Origin of the sequence: Stenotrophomonas sp. NPDC077420 (assembly GCF_044543385.1) — a bacterium.
In the GTDB taxonomy this organism is placed as follows: Bacteria; Pseudomonadota; Gammaproteobacteria; order Xanthomonadales; family Xanthomonadaceae; genus Stenotrophomonas.
In genome coordinates this window covers 45,460-67,358 of record NZ_JBITVZ010000012.1, presented here as the reverse complement: position 1 = coordinate 67,358, position 21,899 = coordinate 45,460, and the positions used below count along the sequence as shown (strand labels likewise).

Below are 21,899 nucleotides of genomic sequence, written 5' to 3'. Positions count from 1 at the left end.
GATGAAGCCGATTTATTCCGTAGTGGTGTTGTTGCTGGCGGTGGTGCTGGGCGTGGTGGCCGCACACTGGCTGGGTGCCGAATCGATGCGCCAGTACGGCGAGGTGATCTACCGCGCCGGTGGCAACGACTACCGCTCCACCGCGCCGCAGGTGGCGCTGATGGCGCTGGTGGCCTTGCTGCTGCTGTGGCTGCTGTGGAGCCTGGTGGCCTCGCCGTTCCGGGCATGGGGCCGCTATCGCCGCAAGCAGGGGCGCGCGCGCCTGATCGAAGGCCTGCAGGCGCACGAGTACGGTCATTGGCAGCGCGCGGAAAAACTGCTGGGCACCGCCGCAGAGGACGAGGAAGTGAGCGCGATGGCGTACGTCACCGCCGTGCGCAGCGCCGAGGCGCGGGGCGACCAGGCCGCAGCGGACCAGTACCTGCAGCGCCTGGCCACCACCGACGCAACCGCCTACGCGCTGCTGCAGGCCGAACGCCTGCTGGGCCAGGAACGCCCGGTAGATGCGATCAACGCCTTGGACGCCCCCGGCATCCAGCCGCTGCCGCCGCGTGGCCTGTGGCTGCGGACCGAAGCGTTGGCCCGCGCCGATCGCGCCCATGAGGCTTACGGCCAGCTGGGCGCGCTGCGCAAGCAGAAAGTGCTGCCCGATGATGCGGTGGCCGAGCTGGAAGTGCGCCTGGCCGCGCAGTCGCTGCTGGAGGCTGCTGACGTGAATGCGCTGGCCGCGCAGTGGGAGGCCACCCCGAAGGCGCTGCGCAGCGACCCGGACGTGGCCTCGGCCTATGCACTCCGTGCGGTGGCGCTGGATTGGGACGAGCCGGCCCTGCTCAACCTGGAACAGGCGCTGGACACGCGCTGGGACGAATCGCTGGTGACCCTGTACGGGCAGATGCCGGTGGAAAAGCTGGCCACCCGCCAAGCCAACCTGCAGCGCTGGCTGGCCCAGCAGCCGTCCAGCCCGGCGCTGTTGCTGGCGCTGGGCCGGATTGCCGCGCGCCAGGGCGATACGGTGCAGGCCGAGGACTACCTGCACCGCGCCATCGCCGCCGGTGCCGGTCCGGAGGCGTGGGAAGCGCTGGGCGAGGTCTTCGCCGCCCGCGGCGAACCCGCGCCGGCGGCACAGTGCTATGGCAATGCGCTGCGGCAGTCGCGCGGGGAAAGCAGCGTGGTGCTCGTGCGCGAAGCAGCGGCGCAGAGCCCCGCTCTACACTCAGGCGTGCCGGAGCGTGCGACGGTGGAAGAGCAGTCATTGATGACCGATCCGGTAGTAGTGCGCGAGGCGCGCATTGAGCGGGTCGACCGCGACGAGTTCGGCAACCCCCTGGTACCCTGACGTAGCGCGGGGCGCTGCCCCGCTGCTTTTCAGCTGCACACAAAAAAGGCCGCCCTCGACGGGCGGCCTTTTTCCGTGCAGCGGGGCAGCGCCCCGCTCTACCGGGTTCAGCGCTCTACGATCGCCACTACGCCCATGCCGCCGGCGGTGCAGATCGAGACCAGCGCGCGGCCACCGCCGCGTTCGGCCAGCTGCTTGGCCGCGGTGGCGATCACGCGTGCGCCGGTGGCGGCGAACGGGTGGCCAGTGGCCAGCGACGAACCCAGCGGGTTGATCTTGGCCGGGTCGATCCGGCCCAGCGGTGCATCCAGGCCCAGTCGGTTGCGGCAGTAGTCTTCGCTTTCCCAGGCGCGCAGCGTGCACAGCACCTGCGCGGCGAACGCTTCGTGGATTTCATAGATGTCGAAATCCTGCAGGGTCAGGCCGTTGCGCTTGAGCATTTCCGGCACCGCGATGGTCGGCGCCATCAGCAGGCCTTCGCCGTGCACGAAATCGACGGCGGCCACCTGCGAATCGCGCAGGTAGGCCAGCGGCTCATGGCCGTGCGCGCGCGCCCATTCCTCGCTGGCCAGCAGCACCGCCGAGGCGCCGTCGGTGAGCGGGGTGGAATTGGCGGCGGTGAGCGTGCCACGGCCGGACACCTTGTCGAAGGCCGGCTTCAGCGTGGCCAGCTTTTCCAGCGAGGTGTCCGCGCGCAGGATGTTGTCGCGCTCCACGCCACGGAACGGGGCGATCAGGTCGTTGAAGAAACCGCGCTCATAGGCGGCGGCCAGCTTCCTGTGCGAAGACACCGCCCATTCGTCCTGCGAATCGCGCGAGATGTTCCATTCCTTGGCCATGTCCTCGCAATGGTCGCCCATGCTCTTGCCGGTGCGCGGCTCGGCCACGCCCGGGAATTCCGGCTTCAGCTCGCCCAGCTTGAAGCCGCGCACGATGGCGCGGAGCTTGTCGCCGGTGCTCTTGGCGCGGTTGGCGGCCAGCAGGCGCGCGCGCAGTTTCTTGCCGTACACGATCGGCACGTCGGAGGTGGTATCCGAACCGCCGCCGATGCCCGATTCGATCTGGCCCAGCGCGATCTTGTTGGCCACGGTGATGATGGTGTCCAGCGAGGTGCCGCAGGCGCGCTGCAGGGTGATGCCGGGAGTAAGCGGTGACAGGCCCGAGGACAGCGTGGCTTCGCGGCCCAGGTTCCAGTCGCTGGAATGCTTGATTACCGCACCCATCGCCACTTCGCCCAGCTGCTGCCCGTGCAGGCCGAAGCGTTCGACCAATGCACCCAGGGTGCGCACCGACATGCCCAGGTTGCCAACATCCGAATAGGCGGTGTTCTGGCGGCAGAACGGGATACGGACGCCACCGAGGATGGCGACGGGACGAGCGATGGGCATGGAGATACCTGGCATGGGAAGGGTGTCTGCAACATGGCCTGCACGAAGGAGCAGGCATAATGGGGGCAAGTGTAGCTGCCGCCCTGTGATGGGCCAACCGTGAACCCATGAGCAAACCCGACCCCGGCATGAATGCCCTTGGCGTACTGGCATTGGAACTGGCCGGAGGAGACGCCCCCCGCAACGCCGCCCTGACGTCCGCGCAGGCCGGTGAACTGGCCGACCGCGTTGGCCGCGACCTGGTCAAACTGGTCCCCGGCGTGAGCGGGCTGGACTTCGTGTTCGCCGGCGCCCATTTCGACCCGGCCGAAGTCCTGCGTCCCGGCTACCCGATCCACCGCCGCCTGGAAGAACTGCAGATGCGCGCGCCCGGTCGCAATGAAGGAGCGCGCCTGCTGGCCTTCGGTGCTGGCGCGGACGGCGACGTGCCGCTGCCGTTCCAGGCCGATCCCAGCCTTACCGGCGGCGGCCTGCGGGTGGTGCCGTTCCTGCTGACCGGCACCGAGGTGGCCCAGACCACGGCGGTGGCCGAAGCGCTGGAAGAGGTGCTGCTGGCCCAGGGCATGGCCCAGGCCGACACCGCGCTGCTGGCGCAGAACGCCTTCGGCGCGCAGATCGAGCACGCGCGCTACTTCACGGTGAATGACCTCGCCGCGATGATGTCGATGCAGTACGACAACCAGGGCCTGGCCGCGCTGTGGCCGCTGATCGAAACCGCGGTGATGGCGCCGCAGGAAGAACAGTGGCTGGATCAGGCGCCGGAACCGCTGCTTCGATACGCTGACGGCGAAGTGCGTATGGCGCTGTTCGACCCGGCCGGGTGGTGCACCTTCTACAACCATGGCACCGGCGACTGCGAGCGCCTGAAGGGTATCTACGAGCAGTACCTCATGCGCCAGCGGCAGATGGCGGCGGTGCTGGAAGCGCACGGCCTGCCGGTGCTGTTCGTGCATTGCGAAGCCGGGCAGGCGCCGAGGGACCTGCTGGCCCGTTGACGGTGCGTCGCGCAGACACGACAACGCCGGCGATCGCCGGCGTTGTTGTTACCGCGTAGCGACACGCCATGCGTGTCCCACGGAACTTACGGCGCAGCCTTGATCACCGCACACGCCAGGCGCGCGCCGGCATTGCCGGTCGGCTGGGTCTTGTAGTCGTCCGGGTCGGCATGCACGATCAGGCCACGGCCGATGATGTCGCTGTCGTTGCCTTCGCCGATGTTGACGTTGGTCGACACCGCTGCGTCCACCATTGCATTGCCCTGCGCGTCGGCCTTGATGTTGGGCATGTCGCCGCCGTGGTGCGGGGTGGTGGCCACGTTGCCATGGTCCTCCTTGCTCGGGTTGAAGTGGCCGCCGGCGCTGTCGCCGTTCGGCGCGCTGCAGTCGCCCTTCTCATGGATGTGGAAGCCGTGTTCGCTGTTCGGCTTCAGGCCGCTGACCTGGCCCTTCACGTGGACCTTGCCGTCGACGACGCTGAAGGTCACGTTGCCCTTGACGTCATTGCCCTGGGTCGGGGCCAGCTCCGCCATCGCGCTGTGGTTGGCGTGGGCTTCGCTGGTCATGGCCGGCGGCGCTTCGGTGGTGCGCGCGGTTTCAGCGATCGGCGGGGTGGCGGTAGCGGGATCGGCAGCGGGTGCGTCGGCCGGCTTGTTGCAGGCGGTCAGGCCGATGGCGGCGATGGCGGCGAACAGCGACGTGTGGATCAGGCGCATGTGGATCTCCTTGCGGGTAACAGGGGAAAAAGCGACGTCGGTGGCCAGCGCGTCAGCGCGTGACCCGGATGACGCCGCAGGCGATGCGGGCACCGGCATTGCCGGCGGGCTGGCTGCGGTAATCGTCGGCGTTGGCATGTACCACCAGCGCGCGGCCGACGATGTTGGTAGCTGCACCGCCGCCGAGGGTAACTGCTGGCAGGCGCACATCGACGCTGACGCGGCCCTGCGCGTCGGCGCGGAGGTTGTCCATGTCGCCAACGTGATGTGCCCCAACGCTGTTGCGGCCATGCGGCTGGTTGCCCGGGTTGAAATGCGCGCCGGCACTGCTGGCGTCAACGGCACTGCAGTCGCCGCGCTCATGCACATGGAAGGCGGCGGTCTGCAGCGGCTGCAGGCCCCCGATGGTGCCGGTGATGTGCACACCGCGCGCGTCCGGCACCAGCACCAGGCGGCCGCTGACGATACTGGCCGAGGCCGGCGCCAGGTTGGCTTCGGCCTGCTGGGCCAGGCTCACCACCGGTGCACTGGGCGCCGGCGGCGGCGCCTTCTGCGGCGCGCTGCCACAGGCAGCAAGCACCAGCAGGGTCGGCGTGAGCAGGGCAATGTGGGAACGGCGCATGGGGTACTCCTTGGATCTGCAAACTAGCGTTGAGGTCGTCCACACACCATGAAAGGCGGTGAACGCGCGATTCATCCGCCGCGCCGGCGCCCGGCGCCGAGCTTGCGGGTCAGGGTGTTGCGGCCCATGCCCAGTCGGGCGGCGGCCTCGGCACGGCGGCCATGGGTGATCTGCAGGGCCGCTTCCAGCAGCGCCTGGTCGACCCGTTCACGCACCTGCGCGTGCAGGCCCTCGGCGCCTTCGGCCAGTCGCTGCCGGGCCCATGCCGACAGCAGCGCCTCCCATTGGCCCGGGTCGCCGTGCGCGCGCGTGCGCGGGCCGGGACCGCGGTGCAGCGCACTGTCCACGTCGGCCACGCCAATGGTGTCGGCGGCGGCCAGCGCGGCCATGCGCCAGCACACATTTTCGAGCTCGCGGACGTTGCCCGGCCAGTCGTGCTCGCGCAGCGCCTGCAGCGCCGCGGCGGTGAGCCGCTTCGGTGGCGTATCCAGCTTGCGCGCGGCCGCGGCCAGGAAGGTCTCGGCCAGCTGCGCGATGTCCTCGCGGCGCTCGCGCAGCGGCGGCAGGCGCAGTCGCACCACGTCCAGCCGGTGCAGCAGGTCGGCGCGGAAGCGCCCCTGCGCCACCAGCGTTTCCAGGTCCTGGTGGGTGGCCGCGATGACCCGTACATCAACCCGGATCAGTTCACGCCCGCCCACGCGGAAGAACTCGCCTTCGGCCAGCACACGCAGCAGCCGCGTCTGCAGCGGCAGCGGCATGTCGCCGATTTCATCGAGAAACAGCGTGCCCCCATCGGCCTGCTCGAAGCGCCCCACATGCCGTCGCTGCGCACCCGTAAAGGCGCCGGCCTCGTGGCCGAACAGTTCGCTTTCCAGCAGTTCGGACGGAATGGCGGCGGTGTTGAGCGCCACGAACGGGCCCTGCACGCGCGGCGACTCATGGTGCAGCGCGTGCGCCACCAGTTCCTTGCCGGTGCCGGTTTCGCCGTTGATCAGCACCGACAGCGGCGCCTGCGCCAACCGGCCGATGGCGCGGAACAATGCCCGCATGGCGGGGGTATCACCGACCAGCTGCGGGCGCTGGTCGGGCGTGGCCTCCACCGGATGCGCACTGGGCGCGGCCACGGCGGTATCCGGGGCCGGCAGCACGCGTTGCGCCAGCGCCACGGCATCGTCCAGGTCGAACGGCTTGGACAGGAATTCCTGCGCCCCGCCGCGGAAGGCGCCGGCCGTACTCGCCACGTCGGTATAGGCCGACATCACGATCACCGGCAGCTGGGGGTGGGCAGCCTTCAGCTTGTCCAGCAGCACCAGTCCGTCATCGCCGGGCATGCGCACGTCGGTGAAGAGCAGGTCCGGCGGCGGTTGGCTGGCCAGCATGTCCAGCGCGGCGGCGGCGCCATCGAAGCCCTCCACCGTGTAGCCGGCATCGCGCAGCGCCGTGCACAGCACGAAGCGCACCGCGCGGTCGTCGTCCACCACCCAGACGCGCTGGGTGCCGGTGTGCGTGTCATCCGCCATGCGCGGTGTCCTCCATGGCAGGCGTGCCCTGCCCGATCGGCAGCTGCACGGTGAATACGGTATGGCCAGGGCGCGAGCGATAGGTCAGCGTGCCGCGGTGTTCGCGCGCCACCTGCTGGGCCAGCGCCAGGCCGAGCCCGGTGCCTTCGGCGCGGCCGCTGACCAGCGGCAGGAACAGGTGTTCGGCCAGCGCCTCGGGCACGCCGCGCCCGTCATCGGCAATTTCCAGGCGCAGCGCCATCGGCTGCAGCTGGTCGCCGATGCGAACACCGTGTTCCACCCGGGTGCGCAGGGTGACGGTGCCGGCGCCCGCCTGGATCGCATTGCGCACCAGGTTCCACACGGCCTGGGTGAGGCGGTCGGCATCGCCGTCGAATTCGGGAATGCTGGGGTCATAGTCGCGCTGCAACCGCACCGCCCAGCCGCCTTCGCTTTCCGCCAGGCGCAGTACCCGCTCCAGCGAGGCGTGGATGTTGAGTGGCGCGTGCGGCGCGGCTGGCGCCGGCGACAGCAGCTGTTCCAGCAGACCGTTCAGGCGTTCGATTTCCGAGCCGATCAGCTCGATCAGCTCGCGTTCTTCCGGGTCGCGCTGGCTGCTGCGCCGGGCCAGCAGCTGGGCCGCACCCTTCAGGCCGGCCAGCGGATTGCGCAATTCATGGGCCAGCCCTTTCAGCGCCGCGCTCAGCGCGCTGGGCAGGGCCTGGGTGGGGTCCAGCCCGGGGAACTCGTCCACCGGGTGTGCCTCCAGCAGCCAGCCGTCTTCGTCATGCCGGCTCAGCCATCCCTCGGCGAAGCGCGGGGCCTCCCCGGGAAGGGCCAAGGCCAGCCGGTGCAGGCGCAGGGTGTCGCGCTCGCCGCGCGCCAGGAAGTGCGCCAGCGCCTCGCCCTGTACCTCCAGCGAGGCCAGCGGCTGGCCGAGCAGGCGCCGCACGCTCACCCCCAGCCAGCGTGCGAAGGCCGGGTTGCAGCCGGCGACGCGGCCTTCGGCATCGGCCCAGGCGACCGGGGTGCCAAGGACTTCAAGGGACGGAGACGGTGGTGCGGGGGTCATTGCACCAATGTAGTGCAAATGGAGTGGAGTTGCTCAATCCAGTATGTCCTGCGCGATCACGGAGAAGAACCGCTCCGCATCGGGGTAGTTGGTAGCGGCCTCCACACCGAATGCAGCAGGGAGCCCCTTGGGATTTGAGGAATGCTCGTACACGAATGCCAGTGTACCGCTCGCAAGGAGCGCTATGATCTCCTGCCCAGAGAGATCCTTGACCACTACGACCTCGCCACACGCGGTCCTCATGGCAACGTATGCGGAATAGAGCTGAATTTCCTCGGTTGGGTCGAACGAGACGACCACACGTATTCGCCGCCGACAGACCAGTCTCATCTCCCAATCCGCCCCATCAACATCCAGCAGCGATTCATCCGGTTCCCCACCCGCCGTGGTGCTCTCGTGTACGCCGCGCAGGGAAAAGCTCACTCCGGCATACCGCTCGTACTCCTGCAGCGTGCGAACCGTGCCGAGTCCGAAGGACGTATCGTGCCTACCATCACTATCTGAATCCAGACCCAGCAACGACCTCGCACGCCGCGCCGAACCGAGGACTCTTTCATCCACTGTCCTGGCGGGAGGTGGACTACTCGCCTGATCGTCCGCGTGGTCTTCCCACACCTTTGGCGATCGGTTGCCGTAGTAGTGCCACAACAGCACCCTGTCCGCATGGAACATGTCGTAGCCGTGGGTATACGCCCTTACCGTCATGATCACCTCCTCCGTCGCAAAGTAGTGGCTGGGGTCCTGCGCAACCTCTCTGATGAAAGAGCCCGGCGAGAAAACGAATCCACCACTCATGAACCGGGCACGCCATGGTCGCGATCGTAACGACGCGGGAGCAACTAGCTTGGCCATGAATCGCACGATCCCCAGTGCCGAGAAGTTGGCTACATACATTATCGTCGGTTGCTCCTGACGGCCCGCAGGATAAGTCTCCGGCCAGAACGCAGGTGGGTGACCCGTCAATAGTGGCTTGGTGGAAATCGACATGAGCGACTCCAGCATGCCTATCATCTCCCTGTCCCATGCCTTGACGAACCGGTGATGCGCGTCGATCTGAAGGTTGTATGCCTCGCCTTGGTACCGCTGCTGGGCGACGCTCCGCGCCCAACCTGCCCCTTCTGCGTTCTCGAACGCGATATCAATCAATTCAACAGCGACGCCGCGAAGCTCCAGCGAATGAACCAAATGGCCGTGGATGGCGTCTGTTGATCCCAGTCTGAATCCGCACGCCGTGAATGCTGCAAGGTCTTCATCCGGACCGTGCTGCCAGCACACCACAACACGAATAGCGCCTGGTGCCGACGCGTTCTCGATCAGGTCAATCAACGTCGGGATGAGTTGCGGATCCCTGTAACTTGGAATTTGAACAAAGACACGGCGCTGGACATTCATTTGGAGATTGTGCGGCTGTGACCGTGCGAGATCTGCGACGTCAAGCACACAATTCTCAAGCCCTACGAATATAGGAAAATCACTAGAGAGTAATTCCATCTGCAGCCGCACCATCTCTTTTTACTGGCAGTACCGCCAGGGAATGGGAGAACTGCATGAGCGCACGCGTTTTAAGTACGATTCTGCTAGGCACGGGCATAGCTGTTGCCGCCGCAGACGCTGGTGCGGCGCGCACGATGGTCCACAACGGCTACAAATACTTCTGTAGATCCTGGTGCATGATCCAACCCGGAACCAACCACGTTGTGGACGCTGCCGGGTATCCGGTGAGCCGACGACCGTTCTCGTCCACACCGCCGCCAGATTGCAATCAGGTGGACTGCGAGACCTCTCATTGAATAGGCCACATCGTTCCGCGTTCACAAAGGAAAAGGAATGATCAACTGGCCATCCAAGTGCGCATTGGTCGCGGTGGTGATGCAATGCATCGGCTGCGCGCCCGACGCTACGGGCACGGACAGCCCCGGTCAACGTGCCACACAACGCCGAGCGATCGCTGCGGCTCCTGGGGAGACGTTGGCTCGGCTAAGCGGGTCAGTATCCCTTTCCACTGTTTCGGATCGACCTACGCGGGCTTTTGGCGCAGAGACAGCGTATCCAAAGGATTCATCGCAGCTTGCAACCGAATCCGAATTCATCGATCGAGGTGGCATTTCATCCGAGCACGCTGACCTGATTCTTGAGTCCAGAGAGTTGTTCTCTGACGCACTTCAGAGGATGAGCGAAGACGAGAGGAAGAGCACTGACGCGCAAGATCTCGCCAAGCTCTACAGGAATGCGCTCGAACGTGCTGTGGGAGCACAAGGCATAGTCCAGAATCTTGCCTGCGGCATGAGCCTCTGCATGGGCTCGGTGTCTTCCCAGTCACGGGCGGATCGCGACGCGTGGGCTGAGCGACTGCACGAGGATGCTGACGCTGCAAGACATGTGACCTTCGATGTATTTGAAGTCAATGGTGACCGAATTCAGAATCGGTTCCTGTTCTCAGCCGACCCCTCCATTAACGCGATTGTTCTTCCACCCAGGCGTGACAAATAGTTGATGGATGAACATAGAGCCCGCTGCTGCATGTACCACCCGAATTCATACCCCGTCTCGCAATCAAGGTTCTTCAAATGATCAAGTGTCTAGTCCGTAGCACTGCTGTCGCAGTTGCTCTGCAGTGTATTGGCTGTTCAGCAGACACAGTAAGTACTGATCTGGACACCACGCGCGTGGCGACAGAAGTTCGGAAGGACGTAACACAGGAACGATCTGCGACCCATACCGGCACTGATCCAATCGCAGGACCGAAAAATCGTCGAATCCCGGCTTCCGACCAGGGAACGGAAAATCCTGCAGCGTCTCCTTTTCTCAACACGGAGTCGGAGTTGATTGTTCAGAATTCTATCTCAGTCGATCTGTCTCACGAAGTATTGGAAGACAATGCACTGTTCTCGAGCGCAGTGGAGAGGATGCGGGGCGAGGAGAGCCTAAACGTTGAAGCGCAGCAGCTCGCCAGCCATCATAGAGAGGTGTTGGAGCGCGCAGTTGGTGAGCTTGGCGTAGTGGAGGAACTGACCTGCGGTCTAAGCCTTTGCATTGGCGCGGTTACATCCCTTTCTCAGGCAGACCATGAAGCCTGGAGTCGTCGCCTGGTCACGGATCCTGCCGCTCGGAGATACGGTGCAGTCCACAGCTATGAACCGGTCGGGGATCAGTTGCAGCAGAGGTTCGTGTTCTCGACAGATCCGGCTGTCGCGGCTCTCTTCACCAGTCGATAGGCGCGGGCGTTCGATCATGACAGGCCCTGTCCTTGTGGCCGGTGGGGCGGGCTACATTGGCAGCCACGTCGCCCATCGGCTACTGGTTGCAGGCCGCGACGTGGTGGTACTTGATGATTTGAGCACGCGGACTCATCGTCAGACGGCCGATCCCCGGCACTACGTGGGTGACCTCTTCGATACGGCACTGGTAGGCAGCATCATCGCCGAACATGGGGTTGACACAATCATCCACGCAGCGGCAAGCCATCATCCCATCCAGCGAATGTCTTCCACTGCAGCAGCGCTCGCATGCTTCGTGAAGGCTGGCGTTTCGAAGTTTGTATTTACATCGTCGTGCGCGGTGTACGGCTCATCCCGGCTTGGGGACAGCGTGGATGAAACGTGTGCGCCTAAACCTCAAAGCACCTATGGTCTCGAAAAACTTGCGCTGGAGCAGCTGCTGTTGAGCCTTTCACGGACAGCCGGATTAAGATGTGTCCTGATGAGGTGCTTCAATGTGGCCGGCGCGTACCGTGGTGGCCGCTTCTCCGGCTCGGCGGGAGATCCGACCCGTTTAATCAATATGGCGTGTCAGGTAGCCGTCGGCAGAAGAACTTACGTTCCTGTGTATGGCTCTAGCTTTGCCACCCGGGACGGAACGTGTGTCAGGGACTACGTACATGTAGATGACGTCGCGAGAGCTTACGTCAATGCGGTTTCCTATCTTGACGCGGGAGGTCGCTCAGAGGTACTCAACTGCGGTAGCGGACATGGCCACTCGGTTCGTGAGGTTCTGCGCGTTGTCGGGGACGAATCCGGGGTGCTGGTACAAGCGCGATTTTTTCCCAGCCGGCTTGAGGATATGCCCTTCATGGTGTCGAGCAACCGGAGGATTCGGGAGACTCTTGGCTGGTTTCCAAGCGAGGACACATTCCTTACCATCGTCAGCAGTGCTCTCGAATGCGAGCGCGCTGATTAGGTGGTTACCGCAGCGCCCTACGTGCCGGACACTCGTCCGGGTTGAACAACCCGTACGTGCGCATGATCTCCAGATTGGTCTGCGCACGGCGGTTTCCCTGCGCCGCCGCCTCGCAGTACCAGGCGATCGCCTTGTCGCCATCCTTGGGCACGCCGACGCCGGCGTCGTACAAGGCTGCCAGCCAGGTCTGCGCCGGCGCGTAGCCGGACGTTGCCGCCTTGCGGTACCACTCGAATGCCTGCACATCGTCCTTCTGCACACCGATGCCGAGGCGATGGATGTCACCCAGCCGACTCAGGGCCGCGCTGTCGCCGCCCTCGGCCGCTGCTGCCAGATCGGCCAGTGGACCGTATGCGCCAGGGCTGTCCACCTCGGAACACCAGCCCTTGTTGTCGCCTCCGGACAGGCACAACGCCATGCGCGACTGCCTGACCCCCAGTTGCGCGCCGTCCTGAACCGCCGCCTTGGCGTACCAGCGCACGGCCTCGTCCTTGTCCTTGGCCAGTCCGGCGCCACCGCGCTCATACAGACTGGCCAGGTTGTGCTGCCCGGCGGGCGATCCCTGATCGGCCGACTTTCGGGTCCACAGCAGGGCCTGCGCATTGTCCGCTGGCACGCCCAGCGCCTGCAGATACATCATTCCCAGATCGGCCTGCGCCACGGCACTGCCCTGCTCGGCCGCCTTGCGCACCCAGATGACGGCTTGGGCGGGATCCTTGGGCACGCCGATGCCGCGCAGGTACAGCGCACCCAACTCCGATTGCGCAGGCGCGTAGCCCTGGTCCGCCGCCTTGCGATACCAGCCGGCGGCCTTGGCCTCATCCCTGCGCACACCCGCGCCGCTCAGATACCTGTCGCCCAGGTCCTTTTCCGCTTTCGCGCTGCCTGCCTTTGCTTCTGCCTTCAGCACGTCCAGCGACGTCGCCGCGTCATCGGCCACCGCGGGGGCGCTGCATGCGGCTACCGCCATTCCGAGACAGAGCATCACGCGACCCAGTCGAATCGACCCTTCCATGGACTTCTTCATTCTCCACCTGCTCCAATCAGTGCGCCACGCCTGGATCGACCAGGCTCCAAGACCCTGCATGCACGGCAATCGTGCCCAGCGGCAGCCGCGCCAGCGTCGGCGAGGATACCACCTTGATTTCGGCCGCCTGCGGGCGCGCTTGAGGCCATCGGCGAAGCGATGCGCCCTATACTTCACGATCATCGCGACGGAGGTGGAGCGTGGGTAAGGGAATACTTCGGTGGGGCGTCCTGGCCTTGTTCTGCGTGGCAGGAATTGCACAGGCCAGCGAGCCGGACCGACGCATCGCACTCACCATCGACGACCTGCCCTGGCAGCGGCTCGGCGAACGCGCCGAGGCGGACCTGCACGGCCAGCATGCACGCCTGATCGGTGCCCTCAAGCAGACCGGCGTACCCATCGTGGCCTTCGTCAACGAAGGCAAGCTGGAGGTCGACGGCCAGGTGCAGCCGGATCGGGTGCAGATGCTTCGCGACTGGCGTGACGCCGGCTTCGCGCTGGGCAACCACACCTTCAGCCATGTCTCCATGCATGCGGTGCCGTTGGACGCCTACGAGCAGGACATCCTGCGCGGCGAAGTCATCCTGCGCCCGTTGCTCGCCGAGACCGGGCAGACCCTGCGCTGGTTCCGGCACCCCTACCTGCAGGCGGGAAGGTCGCCGGAAGCACGTGCCGAACTGGCGACATTCCTGCAGCAGCACGACTACCGCATCGCACCGGTGACCGTGGACAACGCGGAATGGATCTGGGCGTTCGCGTACGACCAGGTGCGCGATACCGAAACCGACCCCACCGAACGTGAGGCGCGCCTGCGCCAGCTGCGCCGCGGCTACATCCCCTACATGCTCAACAAGCTGGACTACTACGAGCAGCGCTCGCAGCAGTTGCTCGGCAGGCTGCCGGCGCAGGTGTGGTTGATCCATGCCAACGCGCTGAATGCAGACAGCGTGGAGGAACTGGTAGCGGCGACCCGGCGCCGGGGGTATCGATTCATCACGCTTGAAAACGCGATGGAAGACCCGGCCTACCTGCGCGCCGAAGGCTACAACGGCGGGGCAGGCATCAGCTGGATCCAGCGCTGGGCCATGGCCGAGAAGATGCCCAAGACGTTCTACCAGGGCGAGCCGGTCGTGCCTGCGTGGGTGATGAAGCTGGCGGGCCAGGACTCCGAGTAAGCACGCTAATCGACGAACACGCGCGACCAGTCCTCGCGCACGCTCACCAGCGGCCACCCGTGTTCGGCGGCCATCGCCACTGCCTTCTGGGCGCCGGAGGTGTAGGCGATATCGCGCTGGTCATCGTCATGGGTAACCAGCAGTGCCAGGGACGCGCGCTTGCCCTGGGTGGCGAACTGCAGCATCTGGATGTCGCCGTTGGAGTTGCCGGCGGCAAAGATCGGGCGCGCGCCGATGCGGCTCCATATCCGCACCACTTTGGTCGGGCCGTCGTCGAACACCTCCAGTTTGGAGGTGTGGACCAGCGTGCCGATGCCGTCTTCTTCGCGGTACTGAAGCGCGACGCTGGTACCCACCACGCGCTCGGGCGGAACGCCGTACAACTCCTGGGTGATCGGCCGCATGAAATCGCGCCCGCCGCCGGACACGATGTAGTTGGTGAACTGGTTGGCTTCCAGGTAATGCAACAGCTCCCGCATGGGCGCGTAGGCCGTCTTGAGGTAGGGGCGTTTCAGCACCGGATTGTGCGCGCTGCGCAGGAACTGTTCGGCCTTGCCGGCGAAATCCTCCACTTCGTCCTCGGCATAGGCCGAAAGCAGGCCGGCGCCCATTTCCTTGAGCATGGTGTCATCGCCTTCATAATGCTTGGTGATGACGTTTCCCAGCCACGCCTGGTCCTTTTCATGCACCGCCTTCCAAGGCTGCCGGTCGCGCAGCGACGGGTCTGCCTGGGCCTGTTCGGCGATGCGGCGCAGCAGGAAGTCGGCCTGGATCGGCATGGGTTTCTCGCACCACAGGCAGCCGTCGTTGTCGAACACGGCAATCCGTGCGGCCGGCGGCACGTAGTCGGGGCCGTCCTCCAGGGTGACCCGTGCGACGAAGGCGATGATGGCCTGGCGCGTGGCGCCGGCGTTCCAGCTTCTGAGCAGTCCTTCGTGCATGGATATGACTCGACGGGGCTTGAAGCTGGAATGCTAGCCTTCGCGCGCGGCGGCTACCTGCGCAGAATCACTGCGTGGGGCGCAGTAGTTTTACTGGGTGCGGCGCCTCAACGCCATGATCGCTTCCGGCAGCTCCACCCGCATCTGTTCGCGCAGCGCTTCAGCCACGCCGTGGTAGCGCCGGCGCTGGAAGAGGTAGCAGCCGACAAACAGACCCAGCATCATCAGCATCGGCCAGGCGGCCGTGACTACCAGGGGCATCGCCACGCACAGCGCGCCAATGGCCAGCGTCATCCAGTTGCAGATGCCTTCCACGCGGACCTGGTTGCGCTTGGCATCCACCACTACCAGACCACGCATCACCGGGTAATAGCGCCCGGTGACGTTCATGCCGAAGCTCTCGCGGAAGGCCATGCGGCCGTCGGGAAGCGCGCGGAAGACCAGCGGCAGCCACTTCTGGGTGGCGACATCGCGCTCCAGGCAGTTCAGCACCAGCCTCTCGCGCATGGCGGCGTTGGCGGGAATGCGCTCGTTGAACAGGCGGATGCCGGTGACGAAATAAAGCGGATTCCAGGTCAGCGCCAGGATGATCTCCAGCACCATCACGCCGACCACCACGTAGAAGATCGCCATGGGTGGGTCCTCAGCCGCCGGGAGGGTTGCTGGGCAGGGCCGCACCCTTGGGCCACAGCAGCCACAGGTTGCCCTTCTGCTTCATGTCCCCCGCCAGCTTGCCGGCGGCGTCGCCGGTGCCCCAGTACAGGTCAGCCCGCACTTCGCCGGCAATGGCGCCGCCGGTATCCTGCGCGGCCACCGGGCGTACCACCGGGCTGCCGTCCGGGCGCGTGGTGGACAGCCACAGCAGGCTGCCCAGCGGCACCACGGTGCGGTCCACCGCCACGCTGTAGCCGGCGGTGAGTGGCACGTTCAACGAACCGCGCGGGCCTTCGTTGCCGTCCGGACCTTTGCTGAAGAACACGTAGCTGGGGTTGCTGGCCAGCAGCTCGGGAATGCGGGCCGGGTGCGCGTTGGCCCAGCTGCGGATGGCGTCCATGGTGACGTCTTCCTTCTTCAGCTCACCCTGCTCCACCAGCCAGCGGCCGATCGGGCGGTAGGGGTGGCCGTTCTGGTCGGCGTAGGCGATACGCAGCTGGCGGCCGTCGTCCAGCCGGATGCGGCCCGAGCCCTGGATCTGCAGGAACTGCAGGTCCATCGGGTGGGTCAGCCAGGCCAGCACCGGTGCGTTGACGCCCTTGGCGCTGATCGTCGCGGCGTCGTCGTACGGGCGAAGCACGCGCCCTTCCACGCGGCCGCGCAGACGCTTGCCCTTGAGTTCGGGGTACAGGCTATCGAGCTGCACGCTGACCATGTCGGTCGGCACGCCGTAGACCGGCACGGTGGCCTTGGCGGTGCGGGTCAGGCTGCCGGGGTAGACCGGCTCGTAGTAGCCGGTGATGAGGCCATCGGCACGGTGGCCTCCGGCGCGCAGGGCGTACACCTGCAGCGTGTCCTGCAGGAACTGGCGGATGGCAGTGGGGGTAGTTGCCACACCCGCCGCCGCCGCGCAGGGCGCTGCCCACACCGCATCGCTCTTCAGGCGCGGGCAGGCGCTGCGCCAGGCAGCGAAGCCCGCCTGCAGGTCGCTGTCGCTGACGGCAGGAAGTGCGGCCCAGTCGGACTTCGCGTAGGTGGGGGTGACGCGGGCGGCCGGGGCGTCGGGCTTCGGCGGGCTGACGCTGCACGCGGTCAGGAGGGAAAGGCCCAGGAGGGCGAGCGCAGAGTGTCGGGTCATGTCACCGGGTCTGTTGCAGCAGCGAATACAGGATGCGGGCGTCTTCGGCATCGAGCGTGGGCGGCAGGTCGTCGCGCCCGCGGAAGCGGCGGTGGAAGGCGCCCGCGGCAGCGGCGCGGTCGTCCAGCGCGTACCCGAACGCCTGCAGGCCCAGCCAGGGGTCGAAGCCTTCCGGCGCGGGTCCGTCGCTGGCACGCGGCCACAGGCCGAAGCCTGCCTCGGCCAGTTGCTGCCACGGGAAATAGCGGCTGGGATCCTGCTTGCGCGACGGGGCCAGGTCGGCGTGCGCGATGACCTGGCTGCGCGGGATATCCAGTCGGGTACACAGGTCGCCCAGCAGCCGGATCAGCGCGGTAATCTGCGCCGGGGCGAACGGAGTGCTGCCGTTGTTGTCGATCTCGATGCCGATCGACGCCGAATTGAGGTCGGTAATGGTGCCCCAACGGCCGCCACCGGCGTGCCACGCGCGGCGGTTGTCGGCCACCAGCTGGTAGATATGACCCTCCGCGCCCACCAGGTAGTGCGAACTGACCCGCCCACCGCTATTGGCGGTGCGCAGGGTCTGAAGGCTCTGCTGCACGCTGTCCTGGTCGGTGTGGTGCAGCACGATGATGACCGGGCTGCGCATGTTGTGGTTTGGCGACGGCACCCAGGTGGCCAGCGGGCTGCGTACGTCGGTGCTGGCGCACCCGGCGAGCAGGGCGGTGGCGAACAGCACGAGCGGGAGTCGGAATCGGCGCATGGCCTGATTGTGCGTCATTCGGCGCCGCCATGCGTAGAGCCACGCCCTGCGTGGCTGCCAGTGATCAAGCAACCGCTGAGCTGCAGAGGCATCGCAATCACGCAAGGCCCAGGTTTACCAGCGCTCGCGGGGTATGGCGCGATCAATGAGCGAGACCATTCCCGTGTAGAGCAGACCACTCATGAGCCCGATGATCGAGAAGACGACGATCCTTCTGGGTGCCCAGGTCATCCAGAACGTCCGGCTGGACCAGATGGCGTCCCACGCGCCACCGGCAAATGCGCCCTCCATCAGGAGCCAGCCCAATACGGCGCCGACAGCGCCAAAAATCACGTGTCGAAACCGACACCGCTCGAACATCCCATCGATCAGGCACACCAGCGGGCATCCCACGATCAAACCGATCACGGCGCCTACGATGAGGAAGAATGGCAACACCTCCAAGGCGTCATCCAGCGCGATGTTCGCGGCATACAGCCACGGTGCCAGAAAGACGACGCTTCCGGCGACCGCCGTACTGACGGGTACCGCAATCATTCTTGCGGCCCAGTTCCAGGTGCTCATTGACAGACCTTACCTTCCTTCAGCGGGTGGTTCATGGCCAGGTTCTGAACGCTTGATGGACGCTCCGCTTGCCAGCAGGCGGTCAGGCGCCACGCCTATAGCATGAATTCCTTCTTCAGAATCTCAACCCCGTCAACCAGGATGGTGCACCGTTTGGCGTTGGCGGCAGGCATCAGCTTGCCGAGCAACGGACCGAGCGAGGTGGAGAAGGTCTTGTTGCAGGTCGCGTCCTTCTCAAACGGCAAGGCATGGCCATCCGCGTCCGCTGCGATATGGCAATCAGACACCAGACTCTCAGGCAGGCCCGCGATGGGTGCGTTCTTCATCGTGGCCATGTCCAGGATGGACACGATCTCGTTGCAACCGCCACTCAGCAGCCTACGCTCATATCGGCCATCGAAAACCACATCCGTGTAGTCTGTACCGCTGAACACGGCCTTCCCGTTGATGCTCGCGGTCACCTTGTTGGGTTTGAACATCCCTGCAGAAGCGATGCACACCTCAGCCGTAGTGGGTGAGCCCTCCAGTTCCTTTGTTTCCGACTGACATTCGGCAAACGCCACCGAAGTGCCCGCCATGGAGAGGAGCATGATTGCGGCTGAGGTGTACATTCCATGTTTCATCGTGGATCCGTCATTGGTGAAGTTGCGGTGCGGGAGCTTTGGCATGGTCGGACATGTACACACGTGCGGAGCGTCGCTGGCACCGGTCACCACCGGTATCCATAAGCCCAAACGGCATTGCCTACTGCCAGCGCCAGGAACAGGAAGCCCCCAGACAACGCGGCGCCCGGCGACCGAAGAACTTCGATGCGTTCAACCAGACGCTTCTGTGCCTCACTCAGGGAGTCGCGCTTCAATCCAGCCCAAAGCATGAACATGTAGGCCGATAACACCGCAAATACGATTGAATGCAACCACGCAGGAAGAACCGTTCCATTCATTACTACAAAACTCCAAGATGGAAAATTGGCGCGCTCGCGATTTCGGGCACATTGATCATTGAGCGGCCTGTGGGCGCGGAACTTTAGACGAGCGCTAGCGCCTTTCGCTGCAAATCCGATCCCGGAGCCTGCGCCACGATCCGGAAAACCCAGGGGCAAGTCTCCTCCACGGACGTATCGCGTAGTTCCAGATTCAGCTAAAGGCTTGAATTCTTGAAGGCCTCTTTCGCTAGACCAATAATCTCCGCGAGCTCTTTCATATCGATCAACGCCTCGGATACATCCAACAAGCGCTTACCACCAGCAAAGGGGTCCAGCACGATCTCCGCTGCGAGCGCCCTAACCTGATGACCAAGCTTCCTCGACGGTTGGAGATGATCAGGCGTTGGGAACTAAGAACTTATGAAAGACATGTTGTATAGGAATAGGGCAACGACAACGATCGCCAGGAAGACCTCCAAGAGCCTAGTCCATTTCCAGTGGCGCAAACGAGCGACGAGAACGCAGAGAAGGACTGGAAGAGACAGAAATGACACGACGACGGCAAGCCGGACCCAGTCGCCGCAAGGTCCCAAAAGAAGTTGAGGCATCAATCTCGAGCCCCTATTCCAATGGGAATAGGCAGAAAGTAGCTCGACCAGCGCACAGAGCGCCCACAGGCAAAAGTACGCAAGGTGAATCAGGTTGTACTTCGCTCCTGCCATGATCACGCTCCTGACTCATGCAATCCATTCACCACGATCTAGACACAATTTTACTTCAGTCAATGATTGCAGGCGCCTGCACAGCCGGGGTCTCATGAGTCTTCACAACATCCCCTGATCAGCGGTGGTGCCGTCCGCGGCACCAACTTGCCACCCGCCACGCCAGTCTCGAAATACTTACTGTCACTCGACCACCCCTTCTACCTGTCCTTGGCCGCTGTCAGCTTTCGTAGCAAGCTGGGCCAGATGAAAGAGTAAAGGATGCCCGCGAGCAGACCTATGGTGGCAAACGCTGTAAGTCGCCTGGGCGCCCGTTCAATCCAGAAGGTGCTGCTTGCCCAGATGTTGTTCCAAGCGTCACGCGCCGCCCAGTACGCCGCGCAGTTGGCGGCGAGGAAAGATAACATCAGCAACGGACTCTAAACCCGCCCGCTACTGAAGTCGGGGGGACGTCGGCACTACCGAGGCTTTCTGTTCCACCGTGATCGCAACCCGTTCAGTTCTACGGACAAATCACCACTCTGAAACAATTCCTGGAACAAGCTCAACGCGTGAGAGATGTTTGAGCTAACGGTCCTCGCGTCCCACTCATCATCGCCGAACCTTTCTGTGCCGCTGAACGGCCGGTCTTCCGGCTCCCACCATTCGAGCAAGTCCAGCTTAGGATCGGCTGATCGTGTCAATGCGACAAGTCTGTACTTCCCACCAATCGAGTTCATCGTAAGTTGCTTTACCAATCCGGCGCCTGGTGTGAGGACACGCAGGTCTACGAATCCGCCCTTTTCGAATGTCAGGTGCAATGCCGATTCGATGCGACTCCACACTGGCCTCTCGGTCACCGTAGCACCGTTACCCGCAGATCTGTCGTAGGCGCACAGCTGTACGACAAACCCAGAATCAACCACGTTAGTTGTCATTCGACCCAACCCCTTCCTCGAATCCACAGGAATAGGCGACCGCGCACCGTATCAACAATCTGGAGGCTATTCAATCCAGAGCGTTCTGCCGCCGTCGACAGGTTGCTTTGGCAACAGGAACAGACTGCCTCGCCTCGAACGACTATGCTCATGTTCTGCCCCCGCGTCAGCCCTACATAGAAAGCCTGCTGGATCAGCCCGATCTCCGCATGTGCATTTGCCATCGTGGAGTTTGGATCACCGGGCGGAACAGTATCTGAAATTAGGGTTCGCTTACTTCCGTCGGCCAGCTCTGACGGCCTGGCTGTCTGATTTGTGTCAAATAGCGTTCGCCCTCCTATCGTGCTCTGTCGGTGCCGCGTGCGCTGCCGTTGAACACGGATTTGCCGGCGTTGAAATAGAACAGGTCGCTGATCCCGGCCAGGTTGTCCAGCGATACCGTGGCACCGGCCTGCAGCTTGCCGGTGGAGGTGCTGCCGGCGTCGTCCAGGGTCAGGTTGAGGCGCACGGGCGCGCGCTGGCTCCAGCTGATGACCAGGTGCTCTCACCGGGCCGGGCCTGCTCGCCTTCCTGCGGCGGTGCGATCTGGATGTCCACCGTTGCGGTCGGCACGCGCTGCAGGTTTTCCAGCGCCTTTTCGATGTCGCGCAGGTTGAGCAGGTCGCCGGGGCCGACCGCCAGTGCGTTCCACAGCGCCGGGGTGCGTCCTTCGCCGGTGGCAAGGCGGACCGCGTGGATGCGGCCGGGCACCACCGTGAGCGTGAGCGTGCCGGTCTTCAGGTCCTGCGGTGCGGCAAGGATGCGGGTGGTGACGAAGCCGCGGGCGATGATCGCGTTCTGCACCCGCTTCATCACGATGTCCACGCCACCGGTGCCGAGGCAGCGCCCGGTGGCGCGGTCGTTGCGCGGATCGGCGGCATTCAGCGCCCAGCCGAAGCGTTCGGCCAGTTCACCGTCGAGCACGATGTGGTTGATGGTGAAACAGGGCGATTCGTCGACCGGCAGGCGACCGACGGCTTCTTCCGGGGCTGCCTGCAGGCGCACGTCAGGCGTGGTTTCCTGCTGCTCGCGCAGCACACGCTCACGCTCCTGCTGGCGCAGCAGTTCCTGGTCTGACGGCCCCGCCACCTGTGCACCGGCGGCAGCCGGCAGGCAGGCGATTGCCACGGCCAACTGCCAGCGCAGCGCACGGCTGCGTTCGATACGTCCCTGATCCACGTTCACGCGCTTCCCTGGCAGAAGATTCTGAAGCCTCCGATCCTGAAACGGCCGGCGGGCGGCGAACTTTAA

General features: G+C 64.8%; 22 protein-coding genes. 5 read left to right on the top strand and 17 right to left on the bottom strand.

All coding sequences use genetic code 11. The features are described 5' to 3' along the window. The first annotated feature begins 1 nt into the window (after nt 1). A complete protein-coding gene (locus ACIGII_RS12870; protein ID WP_399638650.1) occupies nt 2-1,336 on the top strand; it encodes a heme biosynthesis protein HemY in 1,335 nt (444 codons plus the stop codon). 107 nt (nt 1,337-1,443) lie between these two features. On the opposite strand, the gene ACIGII_RS12865 is transcribed toward ACIGII_RS12870, so the two are convergent. Further along, nucleotides 1,444-2,739 carry an acetyl-CoA C-acetyltransferase gene (locus ACIGII_RS12865; protein WP_399638649.1) on the bottom strand — a complete coding sequence of 432 codons (1,296 nt, stop codon included), beginning with the start codon at nt 2,737-2,739 and terminating at the stop codon, nt 1,444-1,446. Nucleotides 2,740-2,831: 92 nt separating this feature from the next. Here ACIGII_RS12865 and ACIGII_RS12860 point away from each other — a divergent pair, with 92 nt between their 5' ends. After that, on the top strand, nt 2,832-3,719 hold the full coding sequence (locus ACIGII_RS12860; RefSeq protein ID WP_399638647.1) for a hypothetical protein: 888 nt from the start codon (nt 2,832-2,834) through the stop codon (nt 3,717-3,719). Between the two features lie 86 nt (nt 3,720-3,805). On the opposite strand, the gene ACIGII_RS12855 is transcribed toward ACIGII_RS12860, so the two are convergent. The 5 genes from ACIGII_RS12855 to ACIGII_RS12835 all read right to left on the bottom strand — a co-directional run bounded on the left by ACIGII_RS12855 (nt 3,806) and on the right by ACIGII_RS12835 (nt 9,020). Beyond that, entirely contained in the window at nt 3,806-4,435 is a 630-nt protein-coding gene (locus ACIGII_RS12855) for a superoxide dismutase family protein (RefSeq protein ID WP_399638645.1), read from the bottom strand. Between the two features lie 52 nt (nt 4,436-4,487). After that, on the bottom strand, nt 4,488-5,057 hold the full coding sequence (locus tag ACIGII_RS12850; RefSeq protein ID WP_399638643.1) for a superoxide dismutase family protein: 570 nt from the start codon (nt 5,055-5,057) through the stop codon (nt 4,488-4,490). A 71-nt stretch (nt 5,058-5,128) separates the two neighbouring features. Continuing rightward, nucleotides 5,129-6,577 carry a nitrogen regulation protein NR(I) gene (gene ntrC / locus ACIGII_RS12845; protein WP_399638641.1) on the bottom strand — a complete coding sequence of 483 codons (1,449 nt, stop codon included), beginning with the start codon at nt 6,575-6,577 and terminating at the stop codon, nt 5,129-5,131. Next, nucleotides 6,567-7,628, bottom strand: coding sequence for a nitrogen regulation protein NR(II) (locus ACIGII_RS12840; protein WP_399638639.1), 1,062 nt, complete (start codon nt 7,626-7,628; stop codon nt 6,567-6,569). The genes ntrC and ACIGII_RS12840 overlap by 11 nt, the downstream gene beginning before the upstream one ends. Nucleotides 7,629-7,661: 33 nt before the next feature. Next, nucleotides 7,662-9,020, bottom strand: coding sequence for a GlcNAc-transferase family protein (locus tag ACIGII_RS12835; RefSeq protein WP_399638638.1), 1,359 nt, complete (start codon nt 9,018-9,020; stop codon nt 7,662-7,664). A 777-nt stretch (nt 9,021-9,797) separates the two neighbouring features. Between ACIGII_RS12835 and ACIGII_RS12830 the strand changes: the two genes are divergently transcribed. Further along, a complete protein-coding gene (locus tag ACIGII_RS12830) occupies nt 9,798-10,118 on the top strand; it encodes a hypothetical protein (protein WP_399638636.1) in 321 nt (106 codons plus the stop codon). Between the two features lie 741 nt (nt 10,119-10,859). Next, nucleotides 10,860-11,804 carry an NAD-dependent epimerase/dehydratase family protein gene (locus ACIGII_RS12825; RefSeq protein ID WP_399638634.1) on the top strand — a complete coding sequence of 315 codons (945 nt, stop codon included), beginning with the start codon at nt 10,860-10,862 and terminating at the stop codon, nt 11,802-11,804. A 4-nt stretch (nt 11,805-11,808) separates the two neighbouring features. Here ACIGII_RS12825 and ACIGII_RS12820 read toward each other — a convergent pair whose 3' ends face one another. Next, nucleotides 11,809-12,831, bottom strand: coding sequence for a tetratricopeptide repeat protein (locus tag ACIGII_RS12820; RefSeq protein ID WP_399638632.1), 1,023 nt, complete (start codon nt 12,829-12,831; stop codon nt 11,809-11,811). A gap of 200 nt (nt 12,832-13,031) precedes the next feature. On the opposite strand from ACIGII_RS12820, the gene ACIGII_RS12815 reads away from it, so the two are divergent. Further along, on the top strand, nt 13,032-14,006 hold the full coding sequence (locus ACIGII_RS12815) for a polysaccharide deacetylase family protein (RefSeq protein WP_399638631.1): 975 nt from the start codon (nt 13,032-13,034) through the stop codon (nt 14,004-14,006). 5 nt (nt 14,007-14,011) lie between these two features. On the opposite strand, the gene ACIGII_RS12810 is transcribed toward ACIGII_RS12815, so the two are convergent. The 10 genes from ACIGII_RS12810 to ACIGII_RS12765 all read right to left on the bottom strand — a co-directional run bounded on the left by ACIGII_RS12810 (nt 14,012) and on the right by ACIGII_RS12765 (nt 21,833). After that, nucleotides 14,012-14,947: an HAD family hydrolase gene (locus ACIGII_RS12810; RefSeq protein ID WP_399638629.1), complete on the bottom strand. Its 936-nt coding sequence runs from the start codon at nt 14,945-14,947 to the stop codon at nt 14,012-14,014. Between the two features lie 90 nt (nt 14,948-15,037). After that, nucleotides 15,038-15,580 carry a hypothetical protein gene (locus ACIGII_RS12805; RefSeq protein WP_399638627.1) on the bottom strand — a complete coding sequence of 181 codons (543 nt, stop codon included), beginning with the start codon at nt 15,578-15,580 and terminating at the stop codon, nt 15,038-15,040. A 10-nt stretch (nt 15,581-15,590) separates the two neighbouring features. Continuing rightward, complete coding sequence (locus ACIGII_RS12800) at nt 15,591-16,739, bottom strand: murein transglycosylase A (protein ID WP_399638625.1); 1,149 nt, start codon at nt 16,737-16,739, stop codon at nt 15,591-15,593. Between the two features lies 1 nt (nt 16,740). Continuing rightward, entirely contained in the window at nt 16,741-17,481 is a 741-nt protein-coding gene (locus ACIGII_RS12795; protein ID WP_399638623.1) for an N-acetylmuramoyl-L-alanine amidase, read from the bottom strand. A 114-nt stretch (nt 17,482-17,595) separates the two neighbouring features. Beyond that, entirely contained in the window at nt 17,596-18,045 is a 450-nt protein-coding gene (locus ACIGII_RS12790) for a hypothetical protein (RefSeq protein ID WP_399638622.1), read from the bottom strand. 95 nt (nt 18,046-18,140) lie between these two features. After that, nucleotides 18,141-18,656 (bottom strand): hypothetical protein, encoded by a 516-nt coding sequence (locus tag ACIGII_RS12785; protein ID WP_399638620.1) that lies wholly within the window; start codon nt 18,654-18,656, stop codon nt 18,141-18,143. Between the two features lie 98 nt (nt 18,657-18,754). Continuing rightward, the gene (locus tag ACIGII_RS12780; RefSeq protein ID WP_399638619.1) at nt 18,755-18,988 is read right to left on the bottom strand and encodes a hypothetical protein; all 234 of its coding nucleotides are present in this window, start codon (nt 18,986-18,988) and stop codon (nt 18,755-18,757) included. A 1,162-nt stretch (nt 18,989-20,150) separates the two neighbouring features. Next, the gene (locus ACIGII_RS12775; RefSeq protein ID WP_399638617.1) at nt 20,151-20,609 is read right to left on the bottom strand and encodes a DUF6911 family protein; all 459 of its coding nucleotides are present in this window, start codon (nt 20,607-20,609) and stop codon (nt 20,151-20,153) included. Between the two features lie 337 nt (nt 20,610-20,946). Next, nucleotides 20,947-21,117, bottom strand: coding sequence for a ShlB/FhaC/HecB family hemolysin secretion/activation protein (locus ACIGII_RS12770; protein WP_399638615.1), 171 nt, complete (start codon nt 21,115-21,117; stop codon nt 20,947-20,949). Beyond that, nucleotides 21,102-21,833: a POTRA domain-containing protein gene (locus ACIGII_RS12765; protein WP_399638613.1), complete on the bottom strand. Its 732-nt coding sequence runs from the start codon at nt 21,831-21,833 to the stop codon at nt 21,102-21,104. The genes ACIGII_RS12770 and ACIGII_RS12765 overlap by 16 nt, the downstream gene beginning before the upstream one ends. Nucleotides 21,834-21,899: the final 66 nt, after the last annotated feature.

Excerpts from the sequence above, each read along its gene's own strand:
- ACIGII_RS12810 (WP_399638629.1), bottom strand. The coding sequence starts at position 14,947 with ATGCACGAAGGACTGCTCAGAAGCTGGAACGCCGGCGCCACGCGCCAG.
- ACIGII_RS12830 (WP_399638636.1), top strand. The coding sequence starts at position 9,798 with ATGAGCGAAGACGAGAGGAAGAGCACTGACGCGCAAGATCTCGCCAAG.
- ACIGII_RS12825 (WP_399638634.1), top strand. The coding sequence starts at position 10,860 with ATGACAGGCCCTGTCCTTGTGGCCGGTGGGGCGGGCTACATTGGCAGC.
- ACIGII_RS12785 (WP_399638620.1), bottom strand. The coding sequence starts at position 18,656 with ATGTACACCTCAGCCGCAATCATGCTCCTCTCCATGGCGGGCACTTCG.
- ACIGII_RS12795 (WP_399638623.1), bottom strand. The coding sequence starts at position 17,481 with ATGCGCCGATTCCGACTCCCGCTCGTGCTGTTCGCCACCGCCCTGCTC.
- ACIGII_RS12800 (WP_399638625.1), bottom strand. The coding sequence starts at position 16,739 with ATGACCCGACACTCTGCGCTCGCCCTCCTGGGCCTTTCCCTCCTGACC.
- ACIGII_RS12850 (WP_399638643.1), bottom strand. The coding sequence starts at position 5,057 with ATGCGCCGTTCCCACATTGCCCTGCTCACGCCGACCCTGCTGGTGCTT.
- ACIGII_RS12790 (WP_399638622.1), bottom strand. The coding sequence starts at position 18,045 with ATGAGCACCTGGAACTGGGCCGCAAGAATGATTGCGGTACCCGTCAGT.
- ACIGII_RS12870 (WP_399638650.1), top strand. The coding sequence starts at position 2 with ATGAAGCCGATTTATTCCGTAGTGGTGTTGTTGCTGGCGGTGGTGCTG.
- ACIGII_RS12775 (WP_399638617.1), bottom strand. The coding sequence starts at position 20,609 with ATGACAACTAACGTGGTTGATTCTGGGTTTGTCGTACAGCTGTGCGCC.
- ACIGII_RS12780 (WP_399638619.1), bottom strand. The coding sequence starts at position 18,988 with ATGAATGGAACGGTTCTTCCTGCGTGGTTGCATTCAATCGTATTTGCG.
- ACIGII_RS12840 (WP_399638639.1), bottom strand. The coding sequence starts at position 7,628 with ATGACCCCCGCACCACCGTCTCCGTCCCTTGAAGTCCTTGGCACCCCG.
- ntrC (WP_399638641.1), bottom strand. The coding sequence starts at position 6,577 with ATGGCGGATGACACGCACACCGGCACCCAGCGCGTCTGGGTGGTGGAC.
- ACIGII_RS12855 (WP_399638645.1), bottom strand. The coding sequence starts at position 4,435 with ATGCGCCTGATCCACACGTCGCTGTTCGCCGCCATCGCCGCCATCGGC.
- ACIGII_RS12820 (WP_399638632.1), bottom strand. The coding sequence starts at position 12,831 with ATGAAGAAGTCCATGGAAGGGTCGATTCGACTGGGTCGCGTGATGCTC.
- ACIGII_RS12835 (WP_399638638.1), bottom strand. The coding sequence starts at position 9,020 with ATGAATGTCCAGCGCCGTGTCTTTGTTCAAATTCCAAGTTACAGGGAT.
- ACIGII_RS12860 (WP_399638647.1), top strand. The coding sequence starts at position 2,832 with ATGAGCAAACCCGACCCCGGCATGAATGCCCTTGGCGTACTGGCATTG.
- ACIGII_RS12805 (WP_399638627.1), bottom strand. The coding sequence starts at position 15,580 with ATGGCGATCTTCTACGTGGTGGTCGGCGTGATGGTGCTGGAGATCATC.
- ACIGII_RS12865 (WP_399638649.1), bottom strand. The coding sequence starts at position 2,739 with ATGCCAGGTATCTCCATGCCCATCGCTCGTCCCGTCGCCATCCTCGGT.